This window comes from Paraglaciecola sp. 2405UD69-4 (assembly GCF_047525415.1).
Taxonomy (GTDB): Bacteria; Pseudomonadota; Gammaproteobacteria; order Enterobacterales; family Alteromonadaceae; genus Paraglaciecola.
Genome location: NZ_JBLIXM010000001.1, coordinates 627,311 through 644,059, shown reverse-complemented (window position 1 = coordinate 644,059; position 16,749 = coordinate 627,311). Strand labels below are relative to the sequence as shown.

The window sequence follows — 16,749 nt, the reverse complement described above, 5'->3', positions numbered from 1 at the left end:
TTCATTTTTGTTATGGCTGTCTACTTAGCTCTCAAGAGACTGCAAACTTTTATGCAAAGCAGCTGCGGTTTTAATAATTGTTTCAGAAATAGCCATTAAACTAGTTTGCTCGTCCATAGCTCGTCTTTGTATTACTCTGTGGGCTTCGGCTTCATCAAGATTCATTTCTTGCATGATTAGCAATTTAGCTCGGTCGATCTTTTTATGCTCAATAAATGCTTGCTTTGCTGTATCTAGCTCCAGCTCCATCCGTTTAATATGATCAGATTGCTCTTTAATCAGCTCATAAAACGCTCGGTTACCAGTTAACTGCTCGGTTTGATTATTTGCATTTATGTAAGATTGTTGAAGGGTATTTTTTGCATCTTCATTTGATGTTACTTGAGTAGACAACCAATAATCCATATCAGAAATGTTGTTTGCAGCAGTATTCACTCGTTTTCTATGGTTGAGCAAATCATCTTCCACCTTGGCCACTCGGCTTTTGGTTTGCTCGAGCAGGCCTGCGCTTAACTGTTCTTCGACTGTATGCATTTTATCTATGCGTGCCGTAGTTAATTCATACCAAACTTCGCTTATCTCAGCGGCTATAGGTGTACCATTAGCTAATTGCTGGATCATAGCTCGCATCTGCGACAGTGACTTAACTGAGTCAGCGCTTTCTAGGCTTTGCCATTGTTGGCTGTCGCTCTCAAGAGCGAACTCAAAGAAAGTTTTAAAACTATTTTGTTGGCTTACCTCTAGTTGCTTGATTCGTTCACAGAGCCTTTTATCAAATGTGCTTTGAGAAAACCCCACTACCCCCCATGCTCGTTCTTGCCCTGCAAACTCTTTACCCTGTATAAAATTAAATAAAGCAACTAATTGCTGGGTGATTTTAGGGTCGCTGGCTACATCAGATGCTTCAAAAACCACAGCCAACAAGGCTGAAATGACTCGACAAAATGCTCGGGTTGATTGGGCAGCGGTCAAACGTTGGTTTTCTATTTTTCGTCTTAAGCTTGGCACATGATCCATATCTTGTAGAGCAAGGGCAATTAAGTTGAATAAGCGCATGTTACTGGCACTATCACTGACTTGTAAGTATTTAGCTTTAAGCTGGCTGCGAAGCATTTCTTCTGTGGTTATGCTTGCTTCTATTTGATTACGCCTTTGCTCGCAAAACCGCGTGGATTTGCTGATTAAAAAGATATTAGAAATACCCCGTTCACGCTGCAATTGGTGAATCAGCTCACAAACAAAAGTAATAACTTGGCAATTTGATGCAAGTTGGTGCAGAGCTTCTATTTCTGATCGTTTAGTGGCAAGTAAAAACTGCTTGGTAGTGTCACTATACTTGTTCATGGACAATCCGAATTTATTACAAGATGAGGGTTAAATGAAACGCTAAACCGTTTCTGCCATAAAAAATAATGCAATTTTTATGCTTATTTTATTGTTCTAAGTAACCACTATGAGTCGTTGAGCGGTAACACCTTTATCATGAATGTTATTTAAAACCTTGTTCTGAGCTTTTTCTAGAGCCACAACTCTCGGGGTAGAAGGCGCGTACTTGATTGGTTGGCAGGCACTAAATGCACCAAGAAGCCATTTGCTTATAAGCAATAAAGTTTACAGATATTCCTTGGTTATTCTCAGAAAAACATACCATTCTTCCGCTATATTCTGGCTGTTTACTAAGCACTTCATCATATTGATTTTTAAAATTGATTAAAGGCTCTTTTCGGTACTTACACTGACAAGAAGTTCGTATATCTCTTTCAGTGATAGAGTCACAGTTTTCTCCCTCTGCATCTAAAACAAGAATGGCTTGATTTCTAAGAGCCGAGACTGCTTTTATTTCTATTTGATTTTCTAGGAATAGACATTCAGCGATAACATCTAAAGATGAAAACAAAGATACTAATAAAATTACGATACTCTTCATAAATACTCGAATGTGAATTGTACAAACGCCAGCAAAGTTATCATGGCTGTCCTGATAAGGATAAGCTCAGTAAACACAAAAACCAACGATGGAATGAAAAATGCCAAGCGTTGGGAATTTGTCTTAAACGCGTTGTTAGTTTGCGTGCCAAAGTGACACATAGATTGCTTATTGCACACTTTAAGACCATAATACACATGTGACATTTTGACACAACAGGAGATAACATTATGGCTACTACTTTGCCTCGCATCACCGCTAGAGTTGATGTCGATACACAAGACTTACTTACTAAGGCTGCCGCGATCGCCGGCATGTCTAGCATCAACTCGTTTGTTCTAAGCGCTGCAATCGAAAAAGCTAAACAAGTCATCGAACGGGAACAAGCTTTAAAACTGAGCCAAGCTGATGCAATGTTGCTAATGGACGCTTTAGACCATCCTGCAACACAGAACTCAAAGCTAAAAGCTGCTTCTGAACGATACGATAGCAAAACTCAGTGATGAATACGGTACTTCTAGATAAAGCTAAACACGATAGAAACCGATTTAACTGTGGCATCGAAGCTCTCAATAATTACTTAAAAGTAATGGCGAGTCAGCAAGCAAAGAAAGACAACACCAGAACGTTTGTCTTGGAAGATGATAATGACAACTCACATATCATCGGCTTTTACACGCTAACAATGACGCCAATTGATTTAAAGACATTGCCCGACAAGTTACAAAAAAAGCACCAATCATCCACCTCGGGAGGTCTGATTGCCCGTCTTGCTGTCGATGACCGATATAAGGGGAAAAGATTTGGTGAATGGCTGCTTATCGACGCACTCAGAAAGCTGTTAGCTGCTAGCGATAGCGTTGCATTTCCGGTTGTTATCGTTAATGCCAAAGACGGTGCGAAACGTTTCTATGAAGGCTATGGTTTCCAAGCATTTGAAGACGCTGAAAATAAACTCTTCATCACCATTGCTGATGTGAGAGCAAGCTTAGGCTAGTTAACCGCTAGCCTTTAGCAAACTAACTTTTAAATAAGGGGATTTTAGGAGCGCTTTACCAGCGAGTAAAACTCCCACCATAATGTTTTTGTTATACAGCATTGCCACTTTTATTAAAAATGTAAAACAACACCCAGAATGCATATACCCCCGCAAATAAAACATAGAACAATGGATGTTGTGCCATACTTACCAATATGTGAGTTAAAAGAGAAAAACTGAAGTCTTTATCCTCTGGCCAATCGACGATCAATGTAAACGGCACCATTACAGCAAAAATTGTAAAATAGAACTTAGAAGCTACGATAAAAGCACGTTTCGCAATTTCAAAAATATTACTTACATTCAACTTTTAATTCCAAAAAATCTCTGCTGTATAACGCTTAACATATGGGGATTTTAGGAGTGCTTTACCAGCGAGTAAAATTTCCATCATTATGCACTTGTTATACATATATGCTCATGCTGCTTTTAGCCTTGCTGCTAGCAAAATTAAAAGTCCTGTGACTAAGCCTGTGACAAGAGAACCGCTAACCCCTAAGTTAACAAATATGGGCCTTAAAAAAAGAATAAGAACCACCGCGGGAATAAAAAGAAGAGCTGCCACTTTGAGGCTGACAAATAAGCGAACTGAATTTTGACAATGAGGGCATGATCTATTCTTTCCGAAGCGATTCATTTCCTTTGAAAATAGGCTCACAGGTTTTTCACAGTGCGGGCACTTCATACTTTCTCCTTTTATGTATAACGCTTAAGCTAAGCAGAAAATACGATGCGTTTTGGCCGAAGGCCAGGGAGTGGTTTTCTGATTAAGCTTTTTGTTAGACATTACCTACCCCAAACTTAACTTTAACTAACTTTACAGTCTCGTAAAATAAAACAGTGAATATTATATAAACAGGCCAAACAGACACTTCCATTAAACCCGCGCCACAATCTCCATTACCATAACGTAAAATTTCGATAATAGATGGAATACAGGCGATCGCTAATATTGTTAAAGGAATATATAAACGTTTTGCTTTTTGAATATATCTAACAAAAGTAGCGATAAAACCAATAACTAGCGATACCAAAAGTAAACTTACCGAATCATGCCAATTTTGTTCATAACCAACACCACTAAAGCACCCATGAGAATGTAGGGGGAATAAAATAATTAGAAATGCGAGTCCATATCTCATGTAATGCCTAACTCCTCACTAAGAGGCAAATAATAGTTGGTTAAAATAAGCGACGAAGGAGCAAAAACCGACTGTTATTTGTCCTTTTAAGTGACTTGTTATATTTATATGCCCGAAATACTAACTTGATTAGGTGACTTGTGCATCATAATGCTAATCAAAATTGGCTCATTAGTGTTTTTAAAAACAAACTCAGCGGCTTCTTTTTCTGGTTGATTTGTTAATTTTGAAAAATACTTAACGTGACTCATATTTAATTCGGTTTTAGAGACACACAAAGATATATGTAAGTTGGATCCCTTTGATATCGGTGAAAATAATTTATCATTGCAAGTAGTGATAGTATTACCTGAAGCTTTGATACTTTCGTACAATTGAATGTAGTTTTTAACTAAAGCAGGTACATAAGCACTTTGGATATATGTTCTGGTTTTATTATCTATTTCACTTTTACTTAGTTCTAAGCGAGTAATTTTTACCTTTGGGCGAAATTGATTATAGATAGAGTCCGTTATTGACTCTATATCAATATATTTAGAGCTAAATAAATCATCAGCGGTTGTTATTTCATCTGATGAATTCAATAAATTATTAAAAGCGCTTTCTTTCGAATATGAAATAAACGAAATTACTAATAATATGAAAAGAGTAAAGCGTCTAATTACCAAAATTGATCACCTATAACACTAAGCTAAGGGGCAAAAACACAATGCGAAAATAGCGAAGCCGCATTGTGTTTTTGTCCCAGTGACCGAAGGGAACGACTTAAGCGCCTTGTTATATTCCTGCTGCTGACTTGCTACTAATCTGATCATTAAGTTCTTTAGTCTTTTCATCTGAGATTTGTAGAGGAAACTCATTAAAACTGCGCTGCATTTCTCGGATTCGGGAAATCATTTTTGATTTGGGTTTGGATTTTATGAGAACTTCCATGATACTCATATGCAACTCCATATCTAACGCCTGCCTTGACTCTTGGCCACCATCAAAATTCAGTTTTTCCCTAATATAAAAGAGTTGTTCAACTCTATCCATATTTAACTCCAATACAAATGCTTCAGCCTCATTTTTGATTTTTTCAATTTCATCAACACAATCTTGCGAAGCAAAAGCACTGAGTGGAGTTAAAAATAGTAAAAGAAAAAGACTTCTCATAAATATCCTTGAGGGAATATAACAATATTAATAAGTAGCAAACACCCGTGTTTAAACACGGGTGTTTGCCGTATATATACATGCGGTTAATTTAGGCATATAGGGTAAGTTATTGCAACGAAAACGGTTTTTTCTAAATCTGTGATTGGGTGATGTGGACATACGGCGATTACACAAGATCTTGCATATATACGGGTCTAGCACTGCAAGTGTAATTACATACAGCTATTAAATTGGAAAAACCTAATGAATAAATCACCGTTTTTAATTCGAACGAACTGCATGGGCCCCCATTCTAATTATTAGTTTTGGAGCCCTAATATTCTGCTTTTTTATGTGGCAAAGCCATGTATTTGCTCTACCCGCGACTCTAATTCTTCGTATTTCAAACTGCCTTACTAGATTTACATGGATGTTACCTTTCGCCGCTCTGGCATTTAAGGTTATTTTCAACATGGTTAAAAACTACTCGGAGCACGGCTTCTTTTATGAAATAGATCCATGTAATTCATAACATAAGTCAGTTGGCGAAATAGATTTCGATTGAAAAAAGCCATGGATGGCATAAGTAAACACAGTCAATAATATTCAGTGCACACAGTACGAGCACTATTCGATACGTATCGTAAAAACAAAAAAGCCAGTGTTATACCTTTCGGTAAAACACTGGCTCAACTAACTGCTTATGCTTTTATTTTATCTCGTTTTTCTTATCTCTTATTTCTAGAACCTAGCTATAAAGCTAGGTTTAAATATTCGATTACAAAACTTTATTCTCAAAAGAGGCTTCTTCGTACCAATCTTCCATGTTGTCGTACATTTCGCCTTTCATGATGAAGTAAGGAGATTTGTGATAAATCTTAATATCGTGAAACGGGTCTGTGATGATTTTACTTGCCCATACTAAACCAGACTGCACGCCCATCAATTTGAATAAGTGTACAGTTCTAAATGCGATTGCTCCTAAACCTACTATTAACCAGATTATTGCCATGTTATCGACGAACCCAACAAAGTCCACAGCAGGCGTAAACATCCCAAAAAAGCTAGGCTCAAAAAACAGCACAATAGGAACCAAAGCCCAAATAGATAACAACACAACCTTGCGCTGTAGGTTGTAACCGACTTTAACGCTTTCTTTGTATTCGTGGGTGGCTTTGTTTACCTTGTCGTAATCTAGTGGCTCAAAGAAAAAATGCCCTGTTTGGCGTAACGTCATAGCTAGTAGCCAGCCCACTAATGCGGCAATAGCAGGGTAGAAAAACACCAATACGTAACTCACTAAAAAGCACATTGCACTTAATAAATGCAAAAACTGATTGATTCTATTGTGATGATAATAGCGGTGATCATCCCAGCGCTGTTGTTGTAGTTCTTGTAAAAAAGTCATGTTATTGCCTTTGATTATTAATTAAACGTAGAGTGGCCAGTCATTAATGCTTGGCCCATTTTGATAGCAACTCCCTCTTTGATCCCTTCACAGAATTCATAATTAGCAGTTGCGAATAAAATAATGGTGGAGCCATGTTGAAAATATCCCATTTCATCTCCTTTAGAGAATGAAGCCTCACATGGCAATATGTTTGGCCCTTTGTATTTAAGGCTCAGTGTTTCTGACAAAAAATTAAACTTCATACTGGCCACTAAAATAGCTGCCACTGGCACTAGCGTGATACTGCTATTTGGCTTATCTGAATGTAATTCGATAACCGCCCGTTCATTTTTGCAAAATAGCTTTTCTACCCGTTTTAATGCAACGGGATTAACGTTCCAAGTATCACCAGAAATATAAGACACTCTGTTCACGTCACAGGCAATTGGCGCATGAAACCTGTGGTACATGCTCGACTTTAACCTTAGGGTGACAAACTTGCCGTTTTTGTACTTTTCTTGAAGGTACCTATCGGGTATCAATTCACTAATGTCATAAGGAAACCCTTTAGCCTGAAACACGCTCGAGCCAAGTATTTCACCATGAGCACCCACAATGGCATCGCATGGACTGGTCACTATATCTTCATCTTGCTCTACGGGGCGCAGCCCTTCTTTAAGCTGCCTAGTAAAGCACTCACCTAAACTATTAAAACGCTGTTTTTGAGCATCTTGCAGGCGTAAGTCTTCAGCAAACAATGACCACACCCAGATAGATACTTTTGTCAGTAATGGGCTTTGAATTTGACTGTACCAGCCAATAAAAAAGGTTAACCAACGCCGCGGGATACGGTTAGTTAGCAAAAAGTTGAGTTGTTCTTTTTTAGTTAAGCTTTGCACTGGGCTATTTATGTAGGAGTTCATACTCAGGCAACCGTTTTTTGATTGTTGTACATCAATGGCAGGGATAAACCTAAGTCACTTAAGAACTGATGCATAATAGGCTCTGCCTGATATTCAGCCGCCCTTAAAATAGCCTGCTGACTCATTGCATCACGCAACGACTTGTCTTTGAAGAAAGTCACGATGCAAGCAGCCATTTCATCTGTGGTGTCCACTAAAAAGCCACTCTTATTGTGCTGAATGATGTCTTTAGGCCCTTTGCAGTTGTAGGCAAGTGTTGGCATACCATGTACAAACGATTCAAGAATAACGTTACCAAAGGTGTCGAACCGCGACGGAAACACAAACAAATCTAAACTCAAATACAAAGTAGCCAGTTGCTTTTTGTTTTGCCAGCCTAAATACACAGCATCTGGCAAGGCTTCTTTTAATTCGTCTAAAGCGGGGCCAGAGCCTGCAATGACAATTTTTAACTCTGGTATAGATTGTTTAGCTTTTTCGACAATGTCGGGTAAATCCAAAATGCCTTTTTCTTTACTAATGCGACAAGCAATAAAAAGCACAGGTGTATCGTCTGTTGCATTAGGAACAATGCTAGATTTACTGATTTTGTGAGCGCCTAAATCTCTTGGTTGCGTATGATGGGCAGTCAATAACACCTTTTCTTCTGGCAGTTGCATTTCATGGCCTATTAACCATTCTCTGTGCTCACTGTTTAATACAAATACACCGTCATAACGGTTATACAAGGCTCGCATTAAGCGCCGGATACGGTCGCGTCCATACTGGTTTAAATCTGTAGTATGTTTAATAAAGTCAATCCAGTCGGTGTGCATAAAGAAGTAACTTGGCACATTGAACATCTGCTGAATAAACATAGATACCAAAGCCATTGGGCCTTCGGTAGAACATACAATGCGGTCGTAACCGCCTTCATAGAAAATTTTAGCTATTTCCATCAAATCAGGAATGCGAATAACCTGCTCGCCGTATTTTTGTAATTCAAACTCAGTAATGGGTTTTACTACATGCAGGTGCGGAGCAGGCTCGGCGCTACTATGACAAATCAAAAAATCCACAGGCAAGTTTGCCCTTTGTACTTCTTTAAGCTTGCCTGATAGCGAATTCGACACACCATTTTTGTCAAGCAAGGTGTCCGTTAAATACAAGGCTCTGTTGGCATGTTTATTTTTACCTATTTGCTCAGCAAAACGATTTAACAACACACGGTTTTGATACAGCACTCGGGTAGAGGCCAAAGTAGACCCCGCCAACACTAAGCTGATTAAAATAGGAAAAGATAAGTTGTCGAGCATTTTTTCAACCCGTACATTACTCATGTTATCTTGGCGCTTACCGTCCCCAAAAAACAGTGCTGTTAACTGGCTAGGGATTTCAAATTTTTGCGTCATTTCTTCCATCGAGAAACTGTCAATATTTAAGCCTTTATTGCCTTGCAGCTCTTTTTCGATGCGGCTAGCAACTAATCTGTTTAGATTAGTAAAAAGATCACCTATGGCGTGATTAACAGTTTCTGTGAAAGTTTCTGGACCTAGTTTTTTGCTGTCTGCAATTTTTTCTAATTGACCTATACAAAACTTATAATCTTTAGAAACTTGCCACTTAAGCAATTTACTGGGCTTTTTGCCTTGCAAAGCTTCGTGCACAAAGGAGAAAAACTTCATTGTTTTTTTGTGCTTTTGCATTTCTAGCAATAAATTACTAACAGCAAAACACCCAATTTTGTCCCAAGTTGAACCCCTGTGTAACATAATGCGGAACAGGCCTGGGTCTTTAATTTTAGTGGCAACTTGAGAGAAGTAATCAAGCAAAGCTATGTTTAGTTTTTGGTTTTCACCCACTTGACCAAATGGCGCGACATCGCCTTTTTTTAAGGCTTCTAGTGCTAATTCAGAGGCAGTTTGAGTTTTCAATCTCTCTTGAAGGTTTTCAACATACAAACGAGAGCCGCATTGGCCTGCAAAAATACCAGTGTGATCATCAGAACCGCCCGTCAGTACTTTGGGCTTATGGGGGTCGACTGCAAAATCCGCTGGGTTCAGATTATGCTTTTTGGCATAGCCTAGTATTTTCTCCGGAGTCAGGCTTTGCACCCAATTAAGGGTAAGCACACTTTGCCACAGGTCTCGCTGTCCATTTAGCACCTCAAAGCGAGAAAACATCACAGCTAGTTTTTCAAATAAATCTAGGTCTATTTTTTCGTTGCGGGTATAAAAATACAAAGGATGCGGCATGATAACCGGAATATCATTAGCTGCCACATAACGTAAAAAGTCATATATGTTTTGGCGTTTTTTATTCAGTATCACTTCTTGCTCTGGGCTAAAACCATAAGTTAATACATGAATAAACAAATCATACTCGGGGAAAAAACAGGTAAATTCAGACCCTACTAATACATCAACTCCTTTTGCTTTTAAGTCCCAGCAAGAGCGAGCATTATTATGATTAGTAACTGTAACCACATCACTGCCGTTTTTCTTTAATAGATTGACCAGCTTTTTAGTTTTAAGCCAGGTTTCTGGCAAACGTAAAATTCTGCCCCAAAGCTCGTCGGGAATATCACTGTTGTGATCATGGCAATGAAAATCAATACTTAAACAGTCATCTGGATTAAAGCGACCTTCTTGTGTCTGCAGGAAAGTCTCAAACTCATTTTTCAATGATGCTCGAAAGTCATTCTGTGGTAATGATGAATTACTACTTAGCATACTTAAAGCACCTTATCGCTAGTACTGCCGCTTTGCTGGGCAGATGACAAATTATTCAGTTCATAACCAGGTTGGCTGTTACTATTTTTTGAGCCGATTAGCGGCGAAGATAAAAAGCGCCCTACTAACGGAAACTTAGCCCTTAGCATGTCATGTAAAAACTGCTTTTTAATCGCTTGGTTAGTGAGCATAGGTGAGCTCCACCACCAGCCATCAGCTTGCATTTGTTTAGCGCCAGAAATAAAGCAGTTTATGACTTGCTTAAACTCCTGATCTGTATAACTCAAATTCATAATAAAGCGCCCTGTCCCTGTCCAGCTAAGCTCAAGTCCTGCATCTCTAAGATAAAACTGCAGCATCCAGTTGTAGCGGCTTGGCTGGGTATAAATCACAGATAATATAGAGTGCATATTAGTAATTTTTAAGGGTAGGTTTGCCGCGGCTAATGCCTTGTTAAACATCGCAACACGGGTGTCCCAAAGCTCTTCAGAGGCAGCATACATAGCTTGAATAGAAGGCTGCTGTACCCGAGTTAAAAATTCGTTCATGGCTGAAATCACATAAGGGTGAGAGTTAAAGGTTCCTCTAGCAAAAGACACATCCACCGGCTTATTGTCTTTAAAACGCTTCATTAATTGGTGAGTACCTGCCACCACACCAATGGGAAAACCGCCACCTATGGTTTTGCCGTATGTCACCATATCTGCTTGGATCCCAAAGAACCCCTGCGCGCCGCGGTAACTTAGCCTAAACCCTGTAAACACCTCGTCAAAAATCAGTACTATGTTGCGTTTAGTACAGATTTCTCGGATTTTCGCTAACCACTTTGAGTAATTAGCTTTATCAAAATGAGTTTGTCTATCACTAGCCACAAGAGACACATCAGAAGCCGAGTCAGCATTAGGGTGAAATGCCTGCAAGGGGTTAATCAATACACAAGCAATATCTTTACGGGTGTTTAATACATGTAGGGTGTTGTTACTTAAATCAGACAAGGTATAAACATCATGGGTTTTACGACTATTGCCTATGCCTGGCTGCACTCCGTCCCACCAACCATGATAAGCACCGCATAGTCGTACTAGATGGGTTTTACCTGTGTGATAGCGAGCCAGTCTTACAGCTTGCATGACAGCTTCGGTGCCAGACATATGAAATGACACTTCATCTAATCCTGACACCTGTTTAATTAGCTCTACGTTTTCGGTGATTAACGGGTGATAGGCACCAAGCACTGGGCCTAGGTCTTTTGCCTTTTCTACACCAATATTCATGCATTCTTTGTAAAAGTCGTACCCAAACACATTGACGCCATACGAGCCCGAAAGGTCGTAGCGCCAATTACCGTCTAAATCTTTAACCCTTGAGCCTTGGGTTTCGGTGGCCATTGACCCTAACGTAAATTCTTTTGCAAGGCTGCTACGAAACGGAAAAGGAATACGGTAATGACTTGTGAATCTAACGTCAGACACGCTTTCTTCAAGAGGCTCATATTTGGCTAGTGTCTGGCTGCACTTAGCACGTATATTCTGTTGTAGTTGCAAAAGCCCTGCACGACGTTTGTCTGCAATATTATTAGGGGCACCATCACTACAAAAATAAACGGCATCGGGGTAAGTAAAATAAGGGATTTGTGCGGCAATACGTCTTGACCACTTACTATGACCCCGTAACGAGGGATGCTTAGCTTTAGAAAGTTGTAGCCTTATAGCTGCCTTATAAACAAGGTAAATACCAAGTAAAGCCAGAATAGAAAAATAAAGAGTAGTTTGCTGCATAACACAATGCCTGTCGTCAGGTTTTGCATAAACTAGCACGGCATTTTGATAAAATTATTTCACTTTTGAGACTGTTTTATTACATAGGGGAAATACAGATAAGGCCTTTTGAAAGGCTAAGTCTTAATATTTTGTAGAGGGGTAAACACAAATAAAATGCCTAAACACCCAGCTAAAGTTTGAATAAGTGACCTTTGCAATTGCAAAAGCCACATCAAATATTTAGGTGTTTTTTAGTTGGGTGAAGTTATATTGCTAACCTTCCAATAATCACTGCAGCAAACAGCAAGGCACGGCAATACCACAACACCCAATGTCACTAAGCGGTAGCAGTTTTCGCCATCTTCAGAGCCTTGTTTTCATCTCTTCTGGCTTTTAACGCCAACATACATGGCGTTAACACCAGAGTTAACACAGTTGCAAAGGCCAAACCACCAGCCACTGCAGTCGCCAATTGTGACCACCACTCTGTAGACGGCCCACCGATATCAACATTACGGCCGATAAAATCAATATTTATCTGCGCAACCATAGGTAGTAAACCTAATATAGTGGTGACAGTTGTCATTAATACTGGCCGCAACCTTTGGGCACCGGTGCGCAGTATCGCTTCCATATAAGGAAGGCCTTCTTTACGTAAGATATTGTAGGTGTCTATCAGCACAATATTATTGTTCACCACTATACCTGCCAACGAAATCACCCCAATCCCAGACATAACAATGCCGAAAGGTTGTTGGAAAATAAGTAAGCCTAAGAACACCCCAACAGTTGAAAACAACACAGCACTTAGGATCAAAAAGGCTTGATAGAAACTATTAAACTGAGTCACTAAAATGATGGCCATAACAAATAAGGCAACTAAAAAAGCGTTAGATAAAAACGCGGTGGACTCATCTTGCTCTTCGTTTTGGCCCTTAACAGTGAGAGTGACTCTAGGGTCTAAGTTTAAGCTGGGTAATTGTTGTTGTAATTTCGGTAACTCGATACTTAACAGCTCACCCGGCACCATATTGGCTTCAACAGTCAAGACACGCTGGCTGTCTATGTGCCTAATAGAGTCAGTTTTTGGTTGTGGTGTGCGCTCTACAAAATTAGAAATAGGCACCATTCCACTGGCGGTTTTCATTCTTAGATCATCTAGTTTTCCGATAAACCTTGAGTCAACTGGGTAACGTACCCGAATATCTAACTCATCGTCTACGTCATCGGGGCGGTACTCACCAATTTTTAACCCATTAGTGACAAACTGAACTGTACTTCCCACTAAGGTTGCATCAGCGCCAAATCTTGCGGCGTCGCTTCTATTTACTTTAAGCTGCCACTCGATCCCAGGTTTAGAGGCAGTATCACTTACTGCCGTAAATTTATCGTTGGCATCCAGGGCAGCTCTTACTTTCAAGGCCGCATCGTCTAAAAGCTCTGGGAACCTTGACGACAATTGAATTTGTAAATCTTTACCTGATTGGGGTCCATTTTGATCAAGGGATATTTCAATATCCATACCCGCCATGCCTTTTACCCGTTCTTGCACTTTTTTAAGTACTTCGTCTGAATGTACTCGCAAATGCCAATCCACTAAATTAAGGCGTAAAAAGCCTACTCTATCTGTGCCACCGGTGCGCACATATAAGTTTTCTATTTCTTCCATATCAAGGAGTCGGTTTTCAACCTTTCTGACAACTTGATCTTTTTCATAAATAGACATATCCCCTGCACTGCGCACAGTGATATTGATACCTTTAACATCAACATTAGGGAAAAACTGCGTGCCTAAGCCAGACATACCGTAAGCAGTAAAAGACACTATGGCCACAACAATTGCCAACAGCAGCATTTTCCAAGGCCGTTGAATCGCGCCGTCTAAGACACGGACATACTTACCTGTAAACCCTTGCAAGTTACGAATATCACCGTTTTCTGCTTCATGAATTTGTTGTTTATCAAATTCAGAGATATACCTTGGCTTACCAAATACCCCTCCTAATACAGGCACAAAAACCAAAGCCATAAGTAAAGAAGCCGACAACACAGCTATTAAGGTAAAGGGTAAATACTTCATGAATTCACCCATCATGCCTGGCCAAAACATTAATGGCGCAAATGCCGCAAGAGTCGTAGCTGTTGATGCAATAATTGGCCATGCCATACGCTGTGCAGCGCGGCCATATGCAGCTCTTTTGTCTAACCCTTCACTCATGCAGCGGTCGGCATATTCGGTTACCACTATGGCCCCATCAACTAACATACCCACGGCCATGATAAGTGAGAACAGCACCACCATATTTAAGGTGTAACCAAACAACGAAATAATTAAAATCCCTGTCAAAAATGAACCGGGAATAGACACCCCAACCAATAAAGCTGTGCGTAGTCCTAAAATTGCCACTATCACTACTGCCACTAAAATAATGGCGCTTGAGACATTATTTTGTAAGTCACTGAGCATAGTATTAACTTCGATGCTTTGGTCACCGGTATAACTTACCGAGATACTTGCAGGCCAAATAGCAGAAGCTTGTGCCGTAGATACTAATTCTTTCACTTTTGCCACGGTTTCAAGCATGTTTTCACCGGGGCGCTTTTTTACCTCTAAAGACACTGAGGGCTCGCCATTTAGCCGAGCAAAACTACTTGGGTCTTTATAAGAGCGCCTAACCTGAGCCACATCTTGGAAGGTAATAACACTTTCACCGTCAACCTTAACTGGCTGCTCCATCACATCTTTTACAGACTCAAAAACAGATGGCACTTTTACAGCAAAACTGCCCTTGCCATTATCCATAGTACCGGCTGGAACTAACTTATTGTTGCGGGATAACAAGTTAAAAATATCTGTTTGATCTAAACCGTAAGACTCCATGAGTAGCGGGTCCACTACGATTTCTACTATATCTTCGCGGTCGCCGCCTATGTCTACTTCAAGGACCTCGCTTATGCCTTCTAACCTATTTTTTAACTCCCGCCCTACCGTCACTAGCGCGCGCTCTGAGACTGGCCCAGATAAAACCACAGTCAGCGCTGGTTTTTCACCAGCTATGGTAACTTCATGAATAGTGGGCTCTTCGGTTTCTGCTGGTAACTTAGCTTTAGCCACAGTGACCTTGTCTCGCACATCTGCTAAGGCTTCTGCCGAGTCTAACCCTGCAACAAATTCTAATGTAATGCTGGCAAATCCTTCACCAGATGTAGCCCTCATCTCTTTAAGGCCATCAATGGAGCGCAGCTCCCGCTCCATTGGCTTAACTAGCATTCGCTCAGAATCTTCTGGCGAAATACCATCGTGCACAATAGACACATAAATAATTGGAATAGGTACGTCTGGCTCAGCTTCTTTAGGGATATTTGAATAGGTCACTAACCCAGATACCACAAGCAGCACAAAGATCATTAAAACAGTGCGGCTATGGCTAAGGGCACTGGCAATAACAGTTCTCATTACATATCCTTATTTAGTTCTGCTTGAGGCTTTTCATTGGCGTACTCTACTTGAACTTTGTCACCTTCCCGCACAAAGCCATGGCCTAAGGTAATGACATCAGCGGTTTGCCCAAGGCCAGATAACCACACACCTTCACTATCACTTTTCACTATATCGATAGGAACAAATTTAACATGCTCATCAACCACAGCTTTTACCCCTAGATTTCCTTTTTCATCTAGAGCCATAACCGCCGGTGATATATTCACAGCCCACGAGGTTTCTAGTGGTAATACCAACTCAGTACTCATACCAGCGATTTGTTGATAATCTTGATTAGGCACAGCCACTTCGATTCGAAAGGTATTAGTGCCAGGCTCAGACACACTAGAGATGTAACGAATAATCCCTTGTAAGGTGTCACCAGAGACCATGCGCCCCTTGGCAGCTTGACCCAGTTTAAGGCCTTTGATGTTTGATTCGGTTACTTGTGCACTAATGACTAATGGGTCTAAATCTACCACTTCTGCAATTTTGTCACCGTCACGAAGTAAATCACCTACTTCTACAAAACGTTGATTTAACACGCCATCAAAGGGAGCGGTGATTTCAGCTCTAGAAATAGCCAACTCATTAGCGGTTACATCAGCCTTCGCCATTTCTAAATTAGCGGTTGCTTGGGCTAATGCTGTTTGTGATTGATAACCTTTTTCTTTCAAAGACTGTGCAGCTTTTAGCTCCACTTCTCTTTGCTTTAAAATAGACTTAGCCGCCGCCAAGCGGTTGGTTGAATCATTGGTATCTAGGCTTATTAGCTTTTGCCCCTTAATGACTCTTTGCCCTTCTTGAACATAAATAGCGTTAACCTTTCCTTGTACTTCAGAGCGCAAAGTAGCCATTCTGTCTGGCTCGGTTCTACCATATAAGGTAATTTCTCTGGTTACTTCAGTCGCCTGCATACGTTCAACTGTCACTTTAACTAAAGCTGTATCAGAAGCCTTTTTTTCAGGTGGTTTTTTATCCTCTGTCCCTAACATTCCTGAGCCGATCCATAAACATAAAGCAATAGAAATGATTAATGCAATCCAAGCGGGTTGTCTCTTAAACACAGAGATTTTTGATGACATGGGTATTCCTTATAGAGTTAACTTGGCCATTTTAACTAATTTATAAAAAAGAAAGCAGTGAATTAACAAAAGTAAATGTTACTAAATACGTCTAGGGTGACAGTGAGCAAATTAACAAAGAATAATCACAAAACAGCTGATACCTACTACGAAT

The 16,749-nt window shown here is 40.1% G+C and carries 13 protein-coding genes; 2 read left to right on the top strand and 11 right to left on the bottom strand.

From position 1 onward, the window contains the following. Positions 1-24: 24 nt before the first annotated feature. Positions 25-1,344 carry a nitrate- and nitrite sensing domain-containing protein gene (locus tag ACMUMK_RS02870; RefSeq protein ID WP_414699614.1) on the bottom strand — a complete coding sequence of 440 codons (1,320 nt, stop codon included), beginning with the start codon at positions 1,342-1,344 and terminating at the stop codon, positions 25-27. 226 nt (positions 1,345-1,570) lie between these two features. Further along, entirely contained in the window at positions 1,571-1,927 is a 357-nt protein-coding gene (locus tag ACMUMK_RS02865; protein ID WP_414699613.1) for a hypothetical protein, read from the bottom strand. A 230-nt stretch (positions 1,928-2,157) separates the two neighbouring features. Between ACMUMK_RS02865 and ACMUMK_RS02860 the strand changes: the two genes are divergently transcribed. Both ACMUMK_RS02860 and ACMUMK_RS02855 read left to right on the top strand, forming a co-directional pair. Beyond that, entirely contained in the window at positions 2,158-2,430 is a 273-nt protein-coding gene (locus tag ACMUMK_RS02860; RefSeq protein WP_414699612.1) for a DUF1778 domain-containing protein, read from the top strand. After that, positions 2,427-2,924, top strand: a complete 498-nt coding sequence (locus ACMUMK_RS02855; RefSeq protein ID WP_414699611.1) for a GNAT family N-acetyltransferase — start codon at positions 2,427-2,429, stop codon at positions 2,922-2,924. Before ACMUMK_RS02860 ends, ACMUMK_RS02855 begins: the two co-directional genes overlap by 4 nt. Positions 2,925-3,745: 821 nt before the next feature. Here ACMUMK_RS02855 and ACMUMK_RS02850 read toward each other — a convergent pair. From ACMUMK_RS02850 to ACMUMK_RS02810, 9 genes are all read right to left on the bottom strand, one after another. Further along, on the bottom strand, positions 3,746-4,108 hold the full coding sequence (locus ACMUMK_RS02850; protein ID WP_414699610.1) for a hypothetical protein: 363 nt from the start codon (positions 4,106-4,108) through the stop codon (positions 3,746-3,748). A gap of 104 nt (positions 4,109-4,212) precedes the next feature. Beyond that, a complete protein-coding gene (locus tag ACMUMK_RS02845) occupies positions 4,213-4,692 on the bottom strand; it encodes a hypothetical protein (protein WP_414699609.1) in 480 nt (159 codons plus the stop codon). A gap of 193 nt (positions 4,693-4,885) precedes the next feature. Beyond that, the gene (locus tag ACMUMK_RS02840; protein WP_414699608.1) at positions 4,886-5,263 is read right to left on the bottom strand and encodes a hypothetical protein; all 378 of its coding nucleotides are present in this window, start codon (positions 5,261-5,263) and stop codon (positions 4,886-4,888) included. A 760-nt stretch (positions 5,264-6,023) separates the two neighbouring features. Next, complete coding sequence (locus ACMUMK_RS02835; protein ID WP_414699607.1) at positions 6,024-6,653, bottom strand: hypothetical protein; 630 nt, start codon at positions 6,651-6,653, stop codon at positions 6,024-6,026. Positions 6,654-6,670: 17 nt separating this feature from the next. Then, a complete protein-coding gene (gene asd, locus ACMUMK_RS02830) occupies positions 6,671-7,558 on the bottom strand; it encodes an archaetidylserine decarboxylase (RefSeq protein WP_414699606.1) in 888 nt (295 codons plus the stop codon). 2 nt (positions 7,559-7,560) lie between these two features. Then, positions 7,561-10,269, bottom strand: a complete 2,709-nt coding sequence (locus ACMUMK_RS02825) for a glycosyltransferase (protein ID WP_414699605.1) — start codon at positions 10,267-10,269, stop codon at positions 7,561-7,563. 2 nt (positions 10,270-10,271) lie between these two features. Continuing rightward, entirely contained in the window at positions 10,272-12,047 is a 1,776-nt protein-coding gene (locus tag ACMUMK_RS02820) for an aminotransferase class III-fold pyridoxal phosphate-dependent enzyme (RefSeq protein ID WP_414699604.1), read from the bottom strand. 319 nt (positions 12,048-12,366) lie between these two features. Then, positions 12,367-15,486, bottom strand: a complete 3,120-nt coding sequence (locus ACMUMK_RS02815; RefSeq protein WP_414699603.1) for an efflux RND transporter permease subunit — start codon at positions 15,484-15,486, stop codon at positions 12,367-12,369. Further along, a complete protein-coding gene (locus ACMUMK_RS02810; RefSeq protein ID WP_414699602.1) occupies positions 15,486-16,595 on the bottom strand; it encodes an efflux RND transporter periplasmic adaptor subunit in 1,110 nt (369 codons plus the stop codon). Before ACMUMK_RS02810 ends, ACMUMK_RS02815 begins: the two co-directional genes overlap by 1 nt. Between the last annotated feature and the right edge of the window lie 154 nt (positions 16,596-16,749).

Bases quoted from the DNA above. Each gene is read 5' to 3' on its own strand.
- ACMUMK_RS02870 (WP_414699614.1), bottom strand. From the start codon at position 1,344: ATGAACAAGTATAGTGACACTACCAAGCAGTTTTTACTTGCCACTAAA.
- ACMUMK_RS02865 (WP_414699613.1), bottom strand. From the start codon at position 1,927: ATGAAGAGTATCGTAATTTTATTAGTATCTTTGTTTTCATCTTTAGAT.
- ACMUMK_RS02860 (WP_414699612.1), top strand. From the start codon at position 2,158: ATGGCTACTACTTTGCCTCGCATCACCGCTAGAGTTGATGTCGATACA.
- ACMUMK_RS02850 (WP_414699610.1), bottom strand. From the start codon at position 4,108: ATGAGATATGGACTCGCATTTCTAATTATTTTATTCCCCCTACATTCT.
- ACMUMK_RS02840 (WP_414699608.1), bottom strand. From the start codon at position 5,263: ATGAGAAGTCTTTTTCTTTTACTATTTTTAACTCCACTCAGTGCTTTT.
- ACMUMK_RS02835 (WP_414699607.1), bottom strand. From the start codon at position 6,653: ATGACTTTTTTACAAGAACTACAACAACAGCGCTGGGATGATCACCGC.
- asd (WP_414699606.1), bottom strand. From the start codon at position 7,558: ATGAACTCCTACATAAATAGCCCAGTGCAAAGCTTAACTAAAAAAGAA.
- ACMUMK_RS02825 (WP_414699605.1), bottom strand. From the start codon at position 10,269: ATGCTAAGTAGTAATTCATCATTACCACAGAATGACTTTCGAGCATCA.
- ACMUMK_RS02820 (WP_414699604.1), bottom strand. From the start codon at position 12,047: ATGCAGCAAACTACTCTTTATTTTTCTATTCTGGCTTTACTTGGTATT.
- ACMUMK_RS02815 (WP_414699603.1), bottom strand. From the start codon at position 15,486: ATGAGAACTGTTATTGCCAGTGCCCTTAGCCATAGCCGCACTGTTTTA.
- ACMUMK_RS02810 (WP_414699602.1), bottom strand. From the start codon at position 16,595: ATGTCATCAAAAATCTCTGTGTTTAAGAGACAACCCGCTTGGATTGCA.